At 62.4% G+C, this 18,856-nt stretch carries 21 protein-coding genes; 11 read left to right on the plus strand and 10 right to left on the minus strand.

The genetic code is table 11. The annotated features are described in order from the left end of the window. Window positions 1-78: 78 nt before the first annotated feature. From OB03_RS05635 to OB03_RS05650, 4 genes are all read right to left on the minus strand, one after another. Window positions 79-615, minus strand: coding sequence for a 6-pyruvoyl trahydropterin synthase family protein (locus OB03_RS05635; protein ID WP_461343477.1), 537 nt, complete (start codon window positions 613-615; stop codon window positions 79-81). 96 nt (window positions 616-711) lie between these two features. Continuing rightward, window positions 712-1,482, minus strand: a complete 771-nt coding sequence (locus tag OB03_RS05640) for an SDR family oxidoreductase (protein WP_461343478.1) — start codon at window positions 1,480-1,482, stop codon at window positions 712-714. Then, window positions 1,479-1,883, minus strand: coding sequence for a dihydroneopterin aldolase (locus OB03_RS05645; protein WP_461343479.1), 405 nt, complete (start codon window positions 1,881-1,883; stop codon window positions 1,479-1,481). Before OB03_RS05645 ends, OB03_RS05640 begins: the two co-directional genes overlap by 4 nt. Continuing rightward, complete coding sequence (locus tag OB03_RS05650; protein WP_282452743.1) at window positions 1,876-2,001, minus strand: hypothetical protein; 126 nt, start codon at window positions 1,999-2,001, stop codon at window positions 1,876-1,878. Before OB03_RS05650 ends, OB03_RS05645 begins: the two co-directional genes overlap by 8 nt. A gap of 36 nt (window positions 2,002-2,037) precedes the next feature. On the opposite strand from OB03_RS05650, the gene OB03_RS05655 reads away from it, so the two are divergent. From OB03_RS05655 to pgsA, 5 genes are all read left to right on the plus strand, one after another. Further along, window positions 2,038-2,511, plus strand: a complete 474-nt coding sequence (locus OB03_RS05655; RefSeq protein WP_461343480.1) for an NUDIX domain-containing protein — start codon at window positions 2,038-2,040, stop codon at window positions 2,509-2,511. 9 nt (window positions 2,512-2,520) lie between these two features. Continuing rightward, a complete protein-coding gene (locus OB03_RS05660; protein WP_461343481.1) occupies window positions 2,521-2,967 on the plus strand; it encodes a DMT family transporter in 447 nt (148 codons plus the stop codon). Window positions 2,968-2,983: 16 nt separating this feature from the next. Then, window positions 2,984-4,849 (plus strand): excinuclease ABC subunit UvrC, encoded by a 1,866-nt coding sequence (uvrC, locus tag OB03_RS05665; RefSeq protein ID WP_461343482.1) that lies wholly within the window; start codon window positions 2,984-2,986, stop codon window positions 4,847-4,849. Between the two features lie 56 nt (window positions 4,850-4,905). Then, window positions 4,906-5,520: a carbonic anhydrase gene (locus tag OB03_RS05670; RefSeq protein ID WP_461343483.1), complete on the plus strand. Its 615-nt coding sequence runs from the start codon at window positions 4,906-4,908 to the stop codon at window positions 5,518-5,520. 96 nt (window positions 5,521-5,616) lie between these two features. Beyond that, the gene (pgsA, locus tag OB03_RS05675; protein WP_461343484.1) at window positions 5,617-6,249 is read left to right on the plus strand and encodes a CDP-diacylglycerol--glycerol-3-phosphate 3-phosphatidyltransferase; all 633 of its coding nucleotides are present in this window, start codon (window positions 5,617-5,619) and stop codon (window positions 6,247-6,249) included. A gap of 39 nt (window positions 6,250-6,288) precedes the next feature. On the opposite strand, the gene OB03_RS05680 is transcribed toward pgsA, so the two are convergent. From OB03_RS05680 to OB03_RS05690, 3 genes are all read right to left on the minus strand, one after another. Further along, the gene (locus tag OB03_RS05680; protein ID WP_461343485.1) at window positions 6,289-6,819 is read right to left on the minus strand and encodes a GNAT family N-acetyltransferase; all 531 of its coding nucleotides are present in this window, start codon (window positions 6,817-6,819) and stop codon (window positions 6,289-6,291) included. Between the two features lie 2 nt (window positions 6,820-6,821). Next, window positions 6,822-8,963: a S46 family peptidase gene (locus OB03_RS05685; RefSeq protein WP_461343486.1), complete on the minus strand. Its 2,142-nt coding sequence runs from the start codon at window positions 8,961-8,963 to the stop codon at window positions 6,822-6,824. A gap of 89 nt (window positions 8,964-9,052) precedes the next feature. Next, window positions 9,053-11,149, minus strand: coding sequence for a S46 family peptidase (locus OB03_RS05690; protein ID WP_242914474.1), 2,097 nt, complete (start codon window positions 11,147-11,149; stop codon window positions 9,053-9,055). Window positions 11,150-11,359: 210 nt separating this feature from the next. Between OB03_RS05690 and OB03_RS05695 the strand changes: the two genes are divergently transcribed. Genes OB03_RS05695 through OB03_RS05705 form a run of 3 tightly spaced genes read left to right on the plus strand, consistent with a single transcriptional unit; the run spans window position 11,360 to window position 14,312 of the window. After that, a complete protein-coding gene (locus OB03_RS05695; protein WP_461343487.1) occupies window positions 11,360-12,532 on the plus strand; it encodes an ABC transporter permease in 1,173 nt (390 codons plus the stop codon). Further along, window positions 12,529-13,278 carry an ABC transporter ATP-binding protein gene (locus OB03_RS05700; RefSeq protein ID WP_461343488.1) on the plus strand — a complete coding sequence of 250 codons (750 nt, stop codon included), beginning with the start codon at window positions 12,529-12,531 and terminating at the stop codon, window positions 13,276-13,278. The genes OB03_RS05695 and OB03_RS05700 overlap by 4 nt, the downstream gene beginning before the upstream one ends. A gap of 23 nt (window positions 13,279-13,301) precedes the next feature. Continuing rightward, complete coding sequence (locus tag OB03_RS05705; protein ID WP_461343489.1) at window positions 13,302-14,312, plus strand: HlyD family secretion protein; 1,011 nt, start codon at window positions 13,302-13,304, stop codon at window positions 14,310-14,312. A 54-nt stretch (window positions 14,313-14,366) separates the two neighbouring features. Here OB03_RS05705 and OB03_RS05710 read toward each other — a convergent pair whose 3' ends face one another. Together OB03_RS05710 and OB03_RS05715 are read right to left on the minus strand one after the other, a co-directional pair. After that, window positions 14,367-15,164: a crotonase/enoyl-CoA hydratase family protein gene (locus OB03_RS05710; RefSeq protein ID WP_461343490.1), complete on the minus strand. Its 798-nt coding sequence runs from the start codon at window positions 15,162-15,164 to the stop codon at window positions 14,367-14,369. Between the two features lie 138 nt (window positions 15,165-15,302). Then, the gene (locus OB03_RS05715) at window positions 15,303-15,461 is read right to left on the minus strand and encodes a hypothetical protein (protein WP_242914469.1); all 159 of its coding nucleotides are present in this window, start codon (window positions 15,459-15,461) and stop codon (window positions 15,303-15,305) included. A gap of 178 nt (window positions 15,462-15,639) precedes the next feature. On the opposite strand from OB03_RS05715, the gene OB03_RS05720 reads away from it, so the two are divergent. Both OB03_RS05720 and OB03_RS05725 read left to right on the plus strand, forming a co-directional pair. Beyond that, window positions 15,640-15,861, plus strand: coding sequence for a DUF1289 domain-containing protein (locus OB03_RS05720; protein ID WP_461343491.1), 222 nt, complete (start codon window positions 15,640-15,642; stop codon window positions 15,859-15,861). A 79-nt stretch (window positions 15,862-15,940) separates the two neighbouring features. Next, a complete protein-coding gene (locus tag OB03_RS05725) occupies window positions 15,941-16,462 on the plus strand; it encodes a retropepsin-like aspartic protease family protein (RefSeq protein WP_461343492.1) in 522 nt (173 codons plus the stop codon). Here OB03_RS05725 and OB03_RS05730 read toward each other — a convergent pair whose 3' ends face one another. Further along, window positions 16,463-17,299 (minus strand): LD-carboxypeptidase, encoded by an 837-nt coding sequence (locus OB03_RS05730; RefSeq protein ID WP_461343493.1) that lies wholly within the window; start codon window positions 17,297-17,299, stop codon window positions 16,463-16,465. It abuts the gene before it with no gap. Between the two features lie 81 nt (window positions 17,300-17,380). Between OB03_RS05730 and OB03_RS05735 the strand changes: the two genes are divergently transcribed. Then, complete coding sequence (locus OB03_RS05735; RefSeq protein ID WP_461343494.1) at window positions 17,381-18,778, plus strand: UDP-N-acetylmuramate--L-alanine ligase; 1,398 nt, start codon at window positions 17,381-17,383, stop codon at window positions 18,776-18,778. Window positions 18,779-18,856 lie beyond the last annotated feature (78 nt).

Consider the following 18,856-nt stretch of genomic DNA (forward strand, 5'->3'; position numbering starts at 1 on the left):
GAACCTCTAGGCCGCGCACATGGACAGTCATGCCCAAGCGGCGCGGATGTGTCGCCGCTACCGGCAGAGGCGTAACCGTCATGCCCACGTCTCCGGCGGCAGAATGTCGTTGATGCTGTAGTCCGCCCGGTCGCACCAGCCAGCCAGCGGCCACGCGCGCTCGGCATCGGTCAGACCGCGCGCCAGCACCGTATTGGTCGGGGTCTCTTCAATCGCCAGTTCCGACAGACGGAACGGCAGCGCTTCGGCCGCAATGATCGCTTCCAGCTTGCGCCAAAGGGCAATGACCAGAGCCTCGGTCGTCGGATCACCATCCACCACCAGCACCTGTTTCAGGCGCTGCGGCTCGTGTTCCTTGAAATAGGTCAGTAGAGGATCGGTGCTGTTGAGCTGAAAGGCGTGGTCCAGACTGCGGTCCACAAAGCCGTGCCAGCGCGTCTTCAAACGCTCAAAGCTGGCCGCATAGTTGGAACCGCCGAAATCGATTTCCTTGAGGGGCTCTAAAACCACCGAGACGAACTCGTTATGCCCGTGCGGCACGGCGCACTTGGACGCCGCATCGGCGATCAGCCGGTGCGCCATCGAAAAGCGGCGGGTGAAACGGACAGCAGGCATGGAAGACTTCAATCAGGGGATACAACAGCCGCCATATAGGCGCTTGCGCGGGGTTGCGCATCAACACTGTGCGAAAACGTAAGTAAAGCCCGACTTTCAGGCCTTCAGCTTGGGGTCAAAGGCCACGTCGCGACCGCGAGGCTTCAGATACTCGCCGCCGTCCACGGTAATGACCTGGCCGGTGATGCCGCGTGTCCCCAGAAGGAAGCGAACCGTCGACAGCATGTCCTCAAGACTGGTGCCGCGCCCGAGTGGAGTATCGGACCACGCCTTCTGATACTCCTCGTCGGACTGGTCGCCACTGCGCAGGATCAGTCCGGGCGACACCGCATTCAACCGGATGGCCGGTGCCAGCCCCAGCGCCAGCGAGGCTGTCAGCGCGCCCAGACCGGCCTTACCCGCCGTATAGGACAGGAAGTCGGGATTGGCCGCGACAAGCTTGTGGTCCAGCACATTGACCACCGCCCCCTCGCCCCCCTGTTTGGCGACAGCGCGCGCAAAATCGCGGATCAGGAACACGGGGGCTGTCAGGTTGGCCGCCAGATGCGCGTCCCACAAGGACGGCTCCAGGTCGTCCAGGGTGTCATAGGCAAACATGGATGCATTGTTGATCAGGGCATCGATGCGCCCGAACCGCTCCACCACCGCCTTGATGAGGCCGCCGCGGCTCCTCTCGTCCGAGAGATCGGCAAAGAAGCTGTCAGCGCGTCCCCCCGCAGCCGCGATGTCATCTACGACCGCGCGGGCTTCATCAGCACCGCTGCGATGGTGGATCGCAGCCGTCCAGCCCTCGGCCGCCAGACCGCGCGCCAGCGCAGCGCCCACGCGGCGGGCCGCCCCGGTGATCAGGACGACCTTGCCAGTCATACTTGCGGCCTGCGGCAGAAGAGTTCGACGCCCGCGCCCGAAGCCTCGTTAAAGACCTGCGGCTTGGCGACTTGAACGCGACAGGCCTGAACCTGCGGCAGTTCGAAACAGGCCGAGATCACTTCGTCGGCCAGAGTTTCCAGAAGCTCGACATGGGGCCGTCCGGCCCAGCCGAGGATGCGGGTGCGCACGTGGTCATAGTTGATGAAACCACCGTCCGGCAAAGGCCAGTCGGCAAACATCTCGACATTGATCACAAGGCGCGTCGGGCGCTCTGGATGACGCTCCCACGGATGCAGGCCGACACTCAGGTCAACAACCACATCCTTGAGGAAAACCCGCACCTGATCCGGGGCAGTGCGCCACTCAGCGACGCCTGCCCCCGAGCCGATATCAGTCAATGCTGCCGAACTCGTAGTAGTTCACAGCGGCGATGACGGCGATGAAGGCAAAGATGGTGGCGATGGCGACCATTGGAGTTCTCCCTGTTTCTTCCCCGAATAGAGGCACATAGACCACTGTTCAAGCCACCCCTGACGTGCCTATCGTCATTGTATGACCACTTGGCGCACCCGCATCGAGCCGTTTACCCGTCCCCTGTTCTTCATCTGGTCACGCTTGAGCCGTGGCATGACGCTGGGCGTGCGGGCGATAGCGACCGATGATCAGGGGCGCATCCTGCTGGTGAAACACACCTATTTGCACGGTTGGTGGCTGCCCGGCGGCGGTGTGGACAAGGGCGAAACAACCCACGCAGCGATCGTGCGCGAATTGCGGGAAGAGGCCGGTGTGACGGCCAAAGGCGAGCCACGTCTCTTGTCGCTCCATTCTAACGAGCGATTCTTCCCCGGTGACCATGTGGCGGTCTTTCACATAGACCGGTTTGAAATTGGCGAGCGGACCAGCCATGGCGAAATTGCCGAGATCGGCTGGTTTTCACCGGATGATCTGCCGGACGACACGACAAAGGCTACCCGCGCGCGATTGGCCGAGTTCACCGGTCGCGCTCCTGTATCCCCCGACTGGTAAGGACGCCCGATGAATGGTCCCTTCTTTGCGATTGCCTTACTGGTTGTTGCCGGTGCCCTCACCGCTATTCAGGGACCCAGCAATGCGAGGCTCTCGAACGGACTGGGATCGGTTGTAAACGGAGCCTTCGTTTCTTTCGTCATCGGCGCTCTGGCACTGGGCATACTCGCTGCTGCGCTGCAGGTGAAACCCGAGGGTCAGGAGGTTCGCTCCATCCCGTGGTGGGGATGGCTGGGTGGCCTTTATGGATGCCTGTTTGTCACCAGCATTGCCTGGGCAGTCCCCAGACTCGGCGTCGCCACCACAATGACCCTCGTCGTCGCCGCCCAGATGGCCATCAGCGTGGTTCTGGATCATTACGGCGCATTCGGCACCACACCCCAGCCCGCCAGTTTGGCCCGCATCGGCGGAATCTTGCTGATTGTTGGCGGTGTGCTTTTGGTACGCCGCGGCTGAGCCTATATCGGAAGGGATGACCGAGCCGACCGACACCCCCATCCCCCTGCAGGCCGCCGCCCTGATCGCCGATGAGGCGAGCCGTGCGCCCGATAAGCCGGGCGTCTATCGCATGTATGGCGAGGACGGATCGTGCCTGTATGTCGGCAAGGCCAAGTCGCTGAAGAAGCGCGTCGTCCAATACGCACAGGGCCGTTTCCACACCCAGCGAATCGGCCTGATGGTCAGCCTGACCCGCTCCATGCAGCTGGTCGTCACGGCGTCCGAGACCGAAGCCCTGCTGCTGGAAGCCAGCTATATCAAGAAGCTGAAGCCGCGCTTCAACGTCCTGCTGCGCGACGACAAGTCATTCGCCGAGCTGATGATCCGGCGAGACCACCGCGCACCACAGGTCCGCAAACATCGCGGCGCACACACGATTCCGGGCGACTATTTCGGCCCGTTCGCCTCGACGTGGGCAGTCAACAACACACTGAACACCCTGCAGAAGGCCTTCCTGCTGAGGAACTGCACCGACAGCGTGTACGAGAGCCGCACCCGCCCCTGCATGCTCTATCAAATCAAGCGCTGCTCGGCCCCATGCACCGGCGAGATCAGCCTTGAGGACTATGGCGAACTGGTCAACGAGGCCGAGGCCTTTCTGCGCGGCAAGTCGCGGGCGGTCATCAACCGCCTGTCCCAAGAAATGCAGGCGGCGTCGGACGCTATGGAGTTCGAACACGCCGCTCGCGTGCGCGACCGCATCCGTGCCCTGTCGACCATCGCAATGGAAACATCCGTCAACGCCGACGGCGTGGCCGAGGCCGACGTCTTTGCCGTGCATCTGGATGGCGGTCAGGCCTGTGTGCAGGTCTTCTTTTACCGCGCGGGCCAGAACTGGGGCGGGCGCGCCTATTTCCCGCGCGTGGACCGCAGCGACGATGAAGGCACCGTCCTGTCCGCCTTCCTCGCACAGTTCTATGAGGACAAGCCGGTTCCGCGCCTGATCCTGTCGAACATCCGCCCGCTGGAGTTGGAACTGCTCGAAGAAGCCTTCTCTATGAAGGCCGAGCACAAGGTCGAGATCAGCCAGCCCAAGCGCGGCAATAAAAAGAGCCTGATCGACCACGCCCTGACCAACGCTCGCGAGGCACTGGGCCGCAAGCTGGCTGAGAACTCGGCGCAGTCGAAAATCCTCGACGAGGTCTGCGAGGCATTCGGACTTGAGAGCCGCCCCGAGCGGATCGAGATCTACGACAACGCCCATATTCAGGGCACCAATGCCGTGGGCGGCATGGTGGTGGCAGGGCCGGAAGGCTTCCGCAAGAACCAGTACCGCAAGTTCAACATTCGCGGCGAGGACCTTACCCCCGGCGATGACTACGGCATGATGCGCGAGGTGATGCGCCGCCGCTTTGGCCGTCTGGTGAAGGAAGAGGAAGCGGGCGAGGAGACCGAGCGCCCCGACCTGCTGCTGATCGACGGCGGCGCGGGTCAATTGGCCGAGGTTCTGGCCATGCTGGACGAATACGGCCTGTCGGACATCACCGCCGTCGGCGTGGCCAAGGGGCCTGACCGCGACGCGGGCAAGGAGCATTTCTTCACGCGGGGCAAGCCGCCCTTCATGCTGCCGCTCAAGTCCCCTGCCCTCTATTACATCCAGCGCCTGCGCGACGAGGCCCACCGCTTTGCCAATGGCGCGCACGCCAAGCGCCGCAGCATGGACATCAAGAAAAATCCGCTCGACGAGATCGACGGCGTCGGGCCGGGTCGCAAGAAGGCGCTGCTCCACGCCTTCGGCTCGGCCAAGGGCGTTTCACGCGCCTCCGTTGCGGATCTGGTGAAGGTGGATGGCGTCAGTCAGGCTCTGGCCGAGCGCATCCATGCCTTCTTCCATTGCTAAGAAAACGACGAAGGGCGGGTTGAAGTGCAGCGCGCACGGGTGCAAGGAACCGCTTCATGATTACCAAGCTCACCCAAGGTTACCGTCGCTTCCGTGAGGACCGCTGGCCCTCCAAGAGAGCTGAGTACGAGCAGCTGGCCGAGAAGGGCCAGAAGCCGCACACCCTCATCGTTGCCTGCTCAGACAGTCGTGCCGATCCCGCGCTGATTTTCGACACGGCACCCGGCGAACTTTTCGTCGTGCGCAACGTCGCCAACCTCGTCCCGCCGTATGAGCCGGATGGCAAGCTTCACGGCGTCTCGGCGGCGCTGGAGTTTGGCGTCAAGGTACTGGGCGTAAAGCAGATCGTGGTCATGGGCCACGCAGGCTGCGGCGGTGTGAACGCCATGATCAATGGCGCGCCGGACAGCTGCCGTGACTTCATCCTGCCGTGGGTTGAGCAAGGCGTGCCGACCGTCAAACGCGTGTGCGAGTCCTATCCTGCAGATCAGGTCGAGCGCGTGGCCGAAGAAGCCGTGGTCAAACTGTCGCTGGACAACCTGCGTACCTTCCCGTGGATTGCCGAGCGCGAGGCATCAGGCGAGCTCAAGCTGGTCGGTCTGCACTTCGGTATTGCCGACGGCGTACTGACGCGTGCCGGCGACGGCGAGCGTTTCGAGCCGCTGGCCTAAGGAATGAAAGCCGCTGGGTCGGGCTGTGAAAACGGCCCGGCCTCGCTTCTGCCCGCAAAGCGTGGCAAACCAAGCGGCTCATAGACGGAATATTCCATGGCGACTGCCCACAAGCCCAACCCGATCCCCAACATCCTGACCGGCATCCGTCTGGCTGCTGGCGTCGTGATGTTCCTGCTGCTCGCCGGTGCGACCAGCGGCTGGCCGTTCATCTCGACCATGCTCAGCCCCGATGACCAGTTCGCCATGTACCGCATCGGCTTCTGGATCTTCGTGATCGCGGCCTCGACGGACTGGATCGACGGCTATCTGGCCCGCAAATGGCACGCCGAAACCCGCTGGGGTGCCATCCTTGATCCCATCGCCGACAAGATCCTGGTCACCGGCGCTATCCTCGGCGTTCTGACGTCGGGTTCGGTGCAGCAGATCATCATTCCTTGCGGCCTGATCCTGTTCCGCGAGTTTGCCGTCTCGGCCCTGCGCGAAACCATGGCTGGCCGCATCACCCTGCCGGTGACCTTGGCGGCCAAGTGGAAGACGACCCTGCAAATGGTCGCTCTGGGTTGCCAACTGTTCGCCCGCAACTGGGATGGCTTCGGCCTGCCGTTCGACTATCTGCCGCACTTCCAACTGTTTTCGGACGTGCTGATCTGGCTGGCCGCTATCGCCACCATCTGGACGGGTTATCAGTATTTCTCGGCCGCCAAGAAGCAGATGCAGGACCTCTAAGGGTCACGCTTCCATGCTGAAATGATTAAGGCGCTGGTTTCAAACCAGCGCCTTTTCCATGACCACAAAGTATAGATCGTCCCGCTTGGCCTCGCCAAATCTGGGATCATGCAGCGGGAATGGCCGCGTCTCCGCCGTCAGCGCATAACCGCGCCGCTCATAGTAAGCGATCAACTCCGAGCGTTGGGCGATGACGGTCATCTCCATCACGTTTGCCCCGAAATGATCACGCGCCAGATCTTCGGCGGCAGCAATAAGTTGACGCCCCAGACCACCGGCCTGTCGCTGAGGATCAACGGTCAGCATCCCCAGATAGGCCCGACCTGCGCCCTTGCTTTCGACGCAGACGCATCCGGCCAGTTCACCTTCAACCGACCCCAGCAAGATTTGGCGAGTGGTATCGGCAATGATGGCGGCCAGCTCTTCCCTGTCGGTCCTTTGACCATCAAGAAGGTCGGACTCATGGGTCCAGCCAGCCTTGGCCGAGGCACCGCGATAGGCGCTCTCGACCAGACCGTGAAGGGTTGCGATGTCTGCCTCAAGGGCCGGACGGAAACGCAACTGGGACATGTTTATTGAACGCCTAGTTCTGCCAACAGATGGTTCAGACCGTACACGTCCTTCAGCGCCGTGGTGACGGCTTGGGTCGTCACGATCACGCTGCGGTTAGTGTTGCGGTCATAGCCGTAGGCATTGCGCTGGCTGAGTACGGTGGAATCGAAGTTCGCACCGATGATCTCGCCCTTGGCATTCAGAACCGGCGAGCCCGACGAGCCACCGATGGTGTCGGTCGAGACGGTCATGTTCATGACGGCGGTCGGATCGATACGATCCTTGGCCGCTTGCAGGCCCGGCGTCAGGACGAACGGCTCTGCACCCGTGGCGCGGTCCCACAGACCCTGAAAAGTAGTGAAGGCACCGAAACGCTGGCCCGGAACGTCCGAGCCTTCGATCTTGCCGTAGGTCAGGCGAAGCGTGCCCGTGGCGTCCGGATAGACGGCATCGCCATAGACAGCGAAGCGTGCCGCAGCCAGTTGCTCCGACGCCTTGTCCGTCGGGGCCTGCACGCGGTTTTCCCAGTCGCTGCGGATGGCGCGGGCGTCGGCGTCCACACGCAGGGCGTACTGGATCATCGGATCATCCGAAGCTTCGATGGCCGCAAGACCACCTTCCCACAGGGCGCGGCGCACCGCCGGATCGGCCAGTTTCGAGCCTTCGACCAAGCGGGCCGACAGAGCTTCGGGGCTCTCCTTACCCAGCAAGGCAGTCATGTAGGGGCTATCGACCGTCAGCCATTCGCGGGTCTTGGAGAGCCACCATTCCAGACGGATCTGTTCCAGCGCCGGATAGGTCGGCTTGTCGGCCAACAGACGGGTCTCGACGCCCGACAGACGGCTGTCTGAATACTCGGCCAGACGCTCGCCCGACGGCTTGGCCCGTTCTTGAGCACCACGAACCAAAGTGCGGGCATAACTGAACAGGTTGGAACCACCGGCGACCGAAGTGGTGCCCATGCCGGTGCCGCCTTCCAGCAGCGCCATGGGGGCATAAAGCTCACGCGCGACCGGCTGGACGGCTTCCAGTGCGGTCCACGGGTTCACAGGCTCGATAAAAATCTGAGATTGTCCTCTGCGGCGCTGCTCATTACGCAGTCCAGCTTGCATTTCAGACCATTGGCGCATGTAGCGTTGACGGAAATCCGCCTCGGCAGCAGCTTTGGTCGCCATGAAGGACGGATCGATCAGGGCCGACATACGGCCGCGTCCACGCTTATAGGTGTTCTCGATACCGACAATCGGGTCCATGGCGATGAAGGCCTGCTCGTCGCCCTCTTCCGAATAGCGGATCAGACGACCACGCAGTTCGGATGCGATCAACTGGTCCATCGGCAGGACCACGTCGCGGATGGTCATCAGCTGGGCTTGGGTCAACAGACGCTGGGTCGAGCCGGGGTTACCCGACAGGAAGATCGGCTCGCCTTCGGTTGGCTTGTCAGCGTTCCATTTGAAGTGGGTCGGGGTCGCCGCCGGCTTGCCGTCCTCGTAGACGCGGATGAAGGCCGCATCGATGGCAAAGCGCGGGAAGGAGAAGTTGTCGAGGTCACCGCCAAAGGTCGCCGCGCGGTCTTCCGGTGCCCATGCCAGACGCACGTCGTCGTATTTGCGGAACTTGTAGAGCTTGAACTGGCCGCCGCGATACAGGCTGACCACCTGACAGCGGACCTTGGGATCGTTGCCGCAGGCTTCGCTTTCGATGCGGGCGGCCTCGGCCTCCTTGGCGCGGGTGAAGGCTTGGCCATCCAGACCCTCGGCGGCCTTGTTGACGCGCTCGGTCACGTCCGAAATGTCGGTCAGGATCTCGGCCGTCGCCCCCGGGCATTTCAGCTCTTCCTCGCGTGAACGCGGCAGGAAGCCGGTTTCGGCATACTGGACCTGCGGGGTCGAGAGGTTGGCGACACAGGTGGCGACGCAGTGGTTGTTGGTCATGATCAGGCCCTCGCCCGAGATCAGACCGGCAGAGCATCCCCCGAACTTCACCGACGAAAGGCGCAGGCGGTCGATGAAGCCCTGATCGATGTTCGTGCCCAACTGCCGGTTGGCCTTGGCGATGGGGAAGTTGTCATAGGTCCACATGCCCTCTTCAGCCGCAGCCGGAGCGGCAGAAGCGGCGAATGCGAGAACAGCAGCAGAAGCAAAAAATGCGAGATGGCGCATAAGAGGGTCCCTCGTGAATTGCGCTGAAAAGACAGAAGGGGGCTGCCAATGGCAACCCCCTCCCGCAATCGTGACGCTAAGTCCCGTGATTAACGGCGTACGCCCAGTTCGCGCAGCAGGTGCGGCTGGTTGTAGACATTACGGAGGGACTCGGTGATCGCAGCGGTCGAAACCGTGACCGTGCGGTTCAGTTCACCGTCGTAACCGAACGAGCCACCCAGCGAGTGGATGTTGCCGTCGAAGGCCGCACCGATCACTTCACCCTTGGCATTGATGACCGGAGAACCGGAGTTGCCGCCGATGATGTCGTTGGTCGACACGAAGTCATAGACGACATTCTTGTTCACACGGTCGCGGGCCGCCATGAAGCGTTCCGAGGCGTTGTAAGGCTCTGCGCCGGTCTGGCGTTCATACAGGCCGCCGATGTGGGTGAACGGGGTGATGGTCTTGTCACCTTCAGTCCAGCCCTTCACCGAACCGTACGACAGACGAAGCGAGAAGGTCGCGTCCGGATACAGGTTGGTTCCGTAAACGGCGAAGCGGGCCTGTGCGATCTTTTCGGCCGCACGGGCCGACGGGGCCGAGACTTCAGCTTCGTACTGGGCGCGGATGGCTTGGGCAGCGTCATCGTTGTCCAGAACGAACTTCAGCAGGGCATCGTCCGAAGCGGCAATCTGCTCCGGCGTCATGTTCAGGGCTTCGGCGCGGAAGGCCGGATCGGCCAGACGGGTGCCTTCGACCAGACGGGTCGCCAGCGCCTCAGGGTTCTCGGCACCGATCAGAGCCTTCACCTGAGCGTTGTCTGCCGTCAGATATTCGCGGGTCTTGGTCAGCCAGAAGCTGAGGGCGATACGTTCGACGTCGTTCGAGATCGGCACCTCGGTCGACAGACGACGGCCCATGGCAGCGATGTCGGCATCCGAATAACCGGCGCGGCGCTGGTCAGCAGCCTTGGCACGTTCCTTCGAGGCACGAACGATCGAGCGGGCATAGGAATACAGCGACGAGCGTTGGCCCGCTGCGGCTTCCAGTTGGCGGTACGGCAGGTACAGGCGGCGCTGGGTGGCGACGACGGCGTCCATATCGGCCCACGGGTTACCGATGCGCTCGGCCAGTGCCGGATCGGCGGCGACGCGTTCACGCAGTTCGGTTTCCTCGGCGACCTTCTTACCGAAGAACGACGGATCGGTCAGAGCGCCGACCTGGCCGTAGAACACCTTGAAACTGTTCTCGAGGCCGAAGATCGGGTCCACGGTGACGCGGCGGGCTTCTTCGGACGTGGTCGAATACTCGGTCAGACGACCGCGCAGTTCCGAGGACTGGATCAGGGTGATCGGCAGTTGTTGATCGCGCAGTTGCGACAGCTGGGAAACGGTCAGCAGACGCTGGGTCGTGCCCGGATTGCCCGCAACGAAGACGGCCTCGCCTTCCTTCGGAGCGTCGGCATTCCACTTCAGGTGAACCGGCGAGGCGACCGGCTTGCCGTCCTCGTAGGCGCGCAGGAAGGCGGCATCGAGGGCATAGCGCGGGAAGTTGAAGTTGTCCGGATCACCGCCGAAGAAGGCGGCCTGGAACTCCGGTGCGAACACCAGACGCACGTCGTCGTACTTCTTGAACTTGTAGAGCTTGTACTGGCCGCCGCGATAGAAGCTGATCACCTGACAGGTGCGTTTGGTGTCGTCGCCGCAGGCCTCCTTCTGGATCTTTTCGATTTCAGCCGAGCGGGCGCGGACGAACTCGCCGCCGGTCAGGCCTTCACCGGCACCCAGCACACGATCGGTGACGTCAACGATCTCGGTCAGAACCTCTGCGGTCTGGCCCGGGCATTTGCGCTCTTCTTCGCGTGTGGCGGTCATCCAGCCGTTTTTGACGTAGTCGTTCTGGGCGGTCGACAGATCCTGTACGCACGACACCACGCAGTGGTGGTTGGTCAGGATCAGGCCTTCGCCCGAGACGAACGAGGCCGAGCAGCCCTGCAGGCGCACAGCCGACTCACGTACGCGATCCAGCCATGCCTGGTCGATACGGGTGCCGTAGGTCTGGTTTACGGTCTGGGTCGGGAAGTTGTCGAAGGTCCACATACCTTCTTCGGCGCGCGCGGTACCGGCCGGAACACTGGCCATGGCCATAGCCATGCCGATAACGGCCAGCGAGGCCGAGAACGTAACATTACGGCGAAGAGACATAGGGGGCTCCCTCTGGCGACAGCGGCCGGACCCAACGTCGGGTCGCGTGTCGATTTCACTCTAGGGTGGTGATCAACCACACCTTGTAGGCGGCTCCAAGCCCCTAATCCCGAGGAATGTCACACGAAAGCGCCCCCTTACCTCGATTTAACTTGGCCTAAACCCCTCATGCGGTCAGACAGAATTCATATTACCGAGGTCTGTCACCGTATGTCCCTTGCTCTGTCGACGCTGCTATTCGAGTGGCGCAGATACATGGCTGCCGTCATGGCACTGGCCCTTTCAGGGCTGCTGGTTTTGGCCATGACCGGCGTCTTTCTGGGCATCGGCAAGGGCTTTACCGCGCAGATCGAACGCTCGAGCGCCGATCTGATTGTCATGCAACCGGGGGCCAAGAGCCTGTTCGGCGGCCCGTCGGGCGTTCCGCGCCGCTTCATCCCGCAAGTGTACAACCATCCGGAGATCGAGGAGGTCCAACCCTTCGATATGGCGGGCGGCAGCTTCCAGTCGGTCAAGGACGTGGACCCGACCATGTCGCAGGCCGATCGCGCGCGTCAGGGGGCTCCGAAAATGAACTGGGTCTCGACCCAGATCATCGACACCACCCCCGATGCGGTCACCATTCCTATCGACTATTCGCAAGAACTGATCGATGCCCTGCGTCAGCCCTTTACGGTGGCGATGGACGAGACCACCATGCCCAAGCTGGGCGTGAAACTGGGGGACAAGGCGCTTTATAACGGCAAAACCGTGACGGTCGTCGGTGTTCTGCGCGGCTATCCCAGCATGATGCAGCCGACCATCGTCATGAGCCGCGACACCCTGCGCATGATGGGTCAGGCCGATACCGGCCCCAACGTCGGCCCGCTGATGGTCAAGCTCAAGGACCCTGCCCGCGCTTCCATCGTCGCTGCCCAGCTTAACGACATGGGCAAGGGCCAGTGGAAGGTGTGGACGCGCCAGCAACTGGCTGACGCCAATGCCACCGCCCTGTTCGAGGAAGGCATCCTCGTCATCATCGTGGCCGGTTGCGCGGTGCTTGGACTCATCATCGGTGTTGCCATCACTTGGCAGACCCTGCGCGGGGCCATCATGGCCAACATCAAGGAGTTCGCCTCGCTGCGCGCCCTTGGCGTCGGCATGGGCAGTCTGCGCCGGATCGTGATCGAGCTGAGCTTCTGGGTCGGCATTGTCGGCGTGGGCGCGGCCATCTTCCTGACGTGGGGGCTCTCGGTTCTGGCGCGTATGGGCGCGGTCCTGATCGTTCTGCACCCCGTTTTGCTGATTATCGTCGGTGCCTTCCTGATCGGTATCGCCATGCTCTCCGGCATTCTGTCGATGGGCATTCTCAAGAAGAGCCAACCGGCGGACCTGTTGCGATGATTACGAAATCTCACGGAAAACACGGCGACGCCGCCATCGAAGCCAAGGGCATCGTCAAGCGCTACAAGTCCGGTCGCGGGATGATCGAAGTGCTCAAGCACGTCGACATCGACGCCAAGCATGGCGACCTGACCATGATCATGGGCCCGTCCGGCTCGGGCAAGTCGACGCTGATCGCGGCTCTTTCGGGTCTGTTGCGTCCCGACGAAGGTTCGGTCGCGGCGCTGGATCGCCCGAACCTGTGGAAGCTGTCGGGCGGCCAGATCGACAAATTCCGCCTCGACCACTGCGGCTTCATCTTCCAGGGCTTCAACCTGTTCCCGTCGCTGACGGCGCTGCAGCAGGTGACGACGGTTCTGAAGTACCAAGGCCTGTCGCCCGATGCCGCCAAGGCCCGCGCCAAGCTGGCGCTGGAAGAAGTGGGTCTGGGCCATCGCCTAACCCTGCGTCCCGCAGCCCTGTCGGGCGGCGAGAAACAGCGCGTGGCAATTGCCCGCGCCCTCGCCAAAGACCCGCAAATCCTGTTCGCGGACGAGCCAACCTCGGCGCTGGACGGCGAGAACGGCCAGATCGTTATCCGCCTGCTACGCCGCGCCGCGACCGAGCACGGGGCCGCCGTTATCTGCGTGACGCACGACCCGCGTCTGGAAGCGTGGGCTGACCGCGTCATTCACATCGAAGACGGGGTCATCATCGACGACCAGCGTCGCACACCCAATCCCGACGCCGCCCTGGCTTCGCACTGACCTTCTTTCTGGAACGAACCATAATGCCCGCTTTTTTGAAGAATAAATGGCTCTGGATCGGCCTGATCCTTCTTGTCATCGTCGTGCTCGGCTTCGTGGTCGTCAGCGGCCAGAAGGCCAAGAAGGCTGAACAGGCCAAACAGGCCGCCGTGAAGGTCGAAAGCCCCTACGCCGCAATCGCCAACGGCAAGATCGACGTGGAAGGCGGCATCATCCAGATCGCTGCCCGTCGTGGCGGCGTGGTTCGCGAAGTCTATGTGCAGGAAGGCGACATGGTCACGACCGGCCAGATTCTGGCCCGTCAGGAAGACGACGAGCCGCGTCTGTCGCTGCAAACCGCCAACGCCGATCTGGCCAGCGCCCAGAGCCAGCTTCGCCAGCTTCAGGTCGACATCAATGCAGCCGAGCGCGAGTTCGCCCGCATGGAACAACTGGCTGCAACCAACTTTGTGGCCGCCCAGCGTCTGGATCAGGCGCGCGATACGGTTGCCACCGCCCGTGCCCGCTACGCCTCCCAACAGGCGGTGGTGGAAACCACCCGCGCCCGCCGCGATCAAGCCGCCTATAACGTCGAGCTGACGGTCATCCGTTCGCCTGCCAATGGCCGCATCGTGCGCCGCTATGCCAACCCGGGTGCCGGTGCCTCGACCCTGAACGTATCGAACATGTTCGATCTGGAGCCGGAAGCCCCGCGCATCGCCCGCGCCGAAATCGTCGAGGCCGACATTCCGAACGTCACCACTGACCAGCAGGTCGAAGTGACGCCGGAAACCGACCCGTCCAAGGTCTATGTCGGCAAGGTGCTTCGTCGTGCGGCTGTATTCGGTGCCCGCAAGCTGGCGTCCGATGACCCGTCGCAACGTACCGACGAGCGCGTGGTCGAGGTGGTCGTGGATGTCGGCGACGCCCCGCTGCTGATCGGCCAGCGCGTACTGGTCAAATTCATGAAGCCCGGCGAAACCGCCGGTGCCAAGCGCGAAGCGGCAACAGGCGTACCCGCCACCCGTTCGATGCAGCCCGCAACCCGCCGCTAGGCTACGGTGTGAAAAGCAAAAGGCCCGCCAGTCCGGCGGGCCTTTTTTATGGTCTCACTGACCCGAAAACTCGCCAGGTCGTTTCTCCAGAACGGCCGTGACGCCCTCGATGTGGTCATCGGTCAGATGGGCCAGCGCCTGCATGGCGGCGCTCATTTCCAGTACCTGATCGAAATTGGCATCGCGCCCCTGACGCAGCAGGGTCTTGCCCATGCGCAGAGCCTGCGGCGGTTGGGCCGCAATCTGGCGGGCTGTGGTCATCGCCCCATCCATCAGGGTGTCGTGCGGCACCACGCGGTTGACCAGCCCCCATTGATCGGCCGTGGCCGCGTCGATGCTGCGCGCAGTGAACAACAGTTCGGCGGCGCGGTTGTAGCCGACATTGCGCGGCAGCAGCCACGAGCCGCCATCGCCCGGGATGATGCCCAGCTTCATGAATGGAATGCCGAAACTGGCCCTGTCCGAAGCGATACGGATATCGCCCAGACCGGCGATGTCGCAGCCCAGCCCCATGGCCGGACCGTTCACAGCCGTGATCAACGGCACTTCCAGCCCATACAACGAGCGGACAATGCGGTGGACCACGCGGCGATAGCGCTCGCGGATTTCGGCACCGCTTCCTGCAAACAGGTCGCGGCGCTCCTTCATAGCCTTGAGATCGCCGCCCGCCGAGAATGCGCGCCCTTCGCCGGTAAGCACGACACAGCGCACAGAAGGGTCCGCATTAACCCTCTCACACAGGTTGGCGACTTCGTCTCCATCAGTCAGGTCCGGAAGGGCGTTCAGTCGCTCGGGGCGGACGAAGGTCCAGATAACGATCCCGCCTTCACGCTTTTCCTCGATAAGGGCCACGCCACAACTCTCCTGCAAAAACATCCGAAACGCGGGTTTGTGTCAGGACGCGGCCCAGAGCAAGTGCGACACAGCCCTGAAATGACAAAACCCCGGCCTGACGACCGGGGTTCAAACGTTGGATCAACGGTCTCGCGACTACGCGCGCGCCTTATTGATCCTAATGGGCACAAAATTCGACGGGTGGCTGATCACGCGATCACCGGCACCGTTGACGTGCTTGGTGTTTACAAACATGCCGCCAAACAATGCAAAAGACATCATGGCGTGTTGGAGTTTACGGTTTTTATCGTTCATTTTGAGCGCCTTCCTTTCGTTGAACGAGAAAGAAAGACACGCTTGCTTTTTGGGACTCTCACCCTGTGAAGTCAGTTCGTGTCAATGCAGCCTATATATACCCACGGTTGTGAAAGTCAACACAAATTAGTCTGGACTCGGATCATATGTCGCCACACTGTCATAAAAGCGGTTCAAAATGACCGAGGGTTCGACACCACCGCGCTCGGCTCCTCCACGCGCCGTCTCCACGCCTTGCGTGATGGTGTGCGCTGTTGACGGCGCTTCCGGCCTTTGCCTGGGGTGTTACCGAACCCTCAAGGAAATCGCCGAATGGAGCCGCCTGCCGGAAGAGGAGCGGGTGCGACTGATGGCCGAACTGCCTTCCCGGGCCGAAAGGATCGATCCGGCGTTGCGCTGAGAACGGCGGTCCGGCATCAACCTTTTGTTCGCCACGTCGGTTCACAACATGGGAACCCCCAACTGTCAGGATCACCAACATGATCCGCTTCGACTCGCGTTCACTGGTTGTATTTCTGGCCGCCGCCATCACCTCGCTGGGGTGTGTCGGTGCCCTGCGCATGGCCTATAGTGCCGAGCAGGAAAACAGCCCTGTCCTCATCGTTCCGCTGTCGCAGAGTTCGGCTACGCCTATGGCAGCGCCGGCGATCCTGCGGGCCGCGGACGGTCACTACTGGGCCGACGCCTCGATCGAGGGGCGTCAGATGCGCATGTTGGTGGATACCGGTGCCAGTCTCGTGACCCTCAGCCGTCGCGATGCCCGACGTCTCGGCGTCATTCCGCACGAAAGCGAGTTCTCGCAAACCCTGACGACTGCCGCAGGTCCGGTGCAGGCCGCCCCCATCGTGCTGCGCCGTATCTCGATTGCGGGCGTGCAGATGAAGGACGTCGATGCAGTGGTTATCGACCGCGATCTCCCTGCCCCGCTGCTGGGCATGAGCTTCCTTGGCCGCCTGTCCGCCTTCGAGGCGCGGCCCGACGGGATTGTCCTGAAAGGCTGATCAGCGAGGACCGAACGGGACGACCTTGTTTTCGCGGTCGTGACCGATGTCGGCGCTTCCCAGATATTCGATCCCTGCCCGTGCGCACCAGTGGCGGGCAATCTCTTCGGCGGTCATACCGAAGTCAGGATCATTCTCGGTCACGTCCGAAACGCGGCCCATGCGGATACCGGCACATTTGCGGATCGAGGCCTGCCCAGTCAGGTGGAACATCATGCGGTCGACGCGGTACATGGCCTCGGAAACTTCTTCCAGCATGATGACATGGCCGCTCAAACCCGGCTCGACATCCGTGCCCACCAGCTGATCCAGAATGGTCAGATTAAAAGCCACAGCGGGACGGCGGTCTTCGAGCAAACTGGGCTCCAGCGAGGCCGCGTCGCCGTTACGCAGCCAGTTCACCGCACGCAGACCGGTGAGGTCATTGCGCGAGCCGTCCGCCGCCATCGGACCATGCGCAACCGTGCCTATGCCTGCCTTGTAGAGCGCAGCCAGCAAGGTGCCGACGTCGGAATAGCCAAGGTAACGTTTCTTGCGGGCGTGCTCGTTCAGATGCGGGATCACCGCCTCTGCGATACGGCACGAGCCATAGCCGCCGCGCGCAAACCAGATCGCATCCAGGGTCGGGTCATTGGCATATTCTATCAGAGCCTGCGCCCGCGTCGCGTCATCGCCACCGAAATGCCCGTGCATCTCATACAATGACGGATGCATCACCAGTTCGACCTCGCCAGCCGGCCACATCCGCTGTGCCCATTCGGTGATCGCCTGCCCCCGCTCGGGCGCGAGACGGGAGCTGGTGTTGACCACCCCGATACGGAAAGTTTCGCTATGCATAGGTCAGGGCTGGTCTCAGGCGACTGAAGTGCTAGTCAGGCAGGAAGACATTCCTCGTATTCGTGCATCAAAATCAAGCCGATGAACAAAGACTATTATTTCTGTGGCATCGGCGGCTCGGGCATGATGCCGCTGGCTCTCATCGTTCAGTCGCAGGGCAACCGCATCAGCGGCTCTGACCGCGCACTCGATCAGGGTCGTACGCCCGAGAAGTTCGACTGGCTGCGGGCGCACGGCGTGGGCCTGTTTGCGCAGGACGGCTCGGGCGTTACTTCGCCGGACCAGACCGTGATTGCATCCGGTGCTATCGAGGACACTGTACCCGATATCGCCGCCGCCAAACGCGTCGGCGCGACCATCCTGACCCGCCCGCAGTTCCTCAGCCAGCTGTTCAATGCCAGCTCCGTCTCGGTCGGCGTTGCGGGCACCAGCGGCAAGTCCACCATCACCGGCATGGTCGCATGGATCATGCACCATGCGGGCCGCAAGCCGACCGTGGTGAATGGTGCCGTGATGAAGAACTTCGTCACCGAAGACCAACCCTTCGCCTCGGCACTGGTTGGCGGAGCGGACAACTTTGTCGCCGAAGTGGACGAGTCCGACGGATCGATCGCCCGCTACAACCCGACCGTGGCGGTGGTGTCCAACATCTCGCTGGACCACAAATCCATGGAAGAATTGCGCGATCTGTTCGGTGGCTTCGTAGGCCGTGCGCAGACCGCTGTGCTGAACCTCGACAACACCGAGACGGCGGCGCTGGCCCAGCAACTTCAGGCCAACGGCACCTCGCACGTCCTCACCTTTGCACTGGGTGAGGGAGACGCCAACATCGCCGCGCGCGCCATCCTGCCCCTGGCGGACGGTATCCAATTTGAACTGATCACGCCGGAAAATACCCGCACCGTGCGCCTGAAGGTTCCCGGCGCGCACAATGTGGCCAACGCTATCGCAGCCATCGGCGCGGTTACGGCTCTGGGCGTTTCGGTGGCGGATGCGGCCACCGCGCTGGAAAGCTTTGAAGGTATTCGCCGCCGTTTGGAAACGGTCGGCACATCGGCTTCGGGCATTACAGTCATCGACGATTTCGCCCACAACCCCGACAAGATTTCCGCCACCCTCAAAACCCTGCACGCCTTTGACGGCCGCCTGTTGGTGATGTTCCAGCCGCACGGCTTTGGCCCGCTGAAGCTGATGAAGCAGGAGTTCATCGACACCTTCGCGACGCTTCTGAAGCCCGACGATATCCTGATGATGCCCGAGCCGGTCTATTACGGCGGCACGACCGACCGCTCGGTGAGCTCCCAGCACATCGCCGAGGGTATCCGCAGCGCGGGTCGCCGCGCCGAAGCCCTGCCCGACCGGGACCAGTGCGCAGATTTAATCGTACGCGAGGCCAAGGCTGGTGACCGTATTTTAGTGATGGGTGCCCGTGACGACACCTTGTCGCACTACGCCGCGGAAATCCTGTCCCGCCTGTAGTTTCGGCGATTCCTTCGTGGAGCATTTCCCACGCTGGAGAATTTACTATTGCAAATCGTTCGCAGCTTGTGGCAAGGC

This window comes from Brevundimonas sp. GN22, from assembly GCF_054824005.1.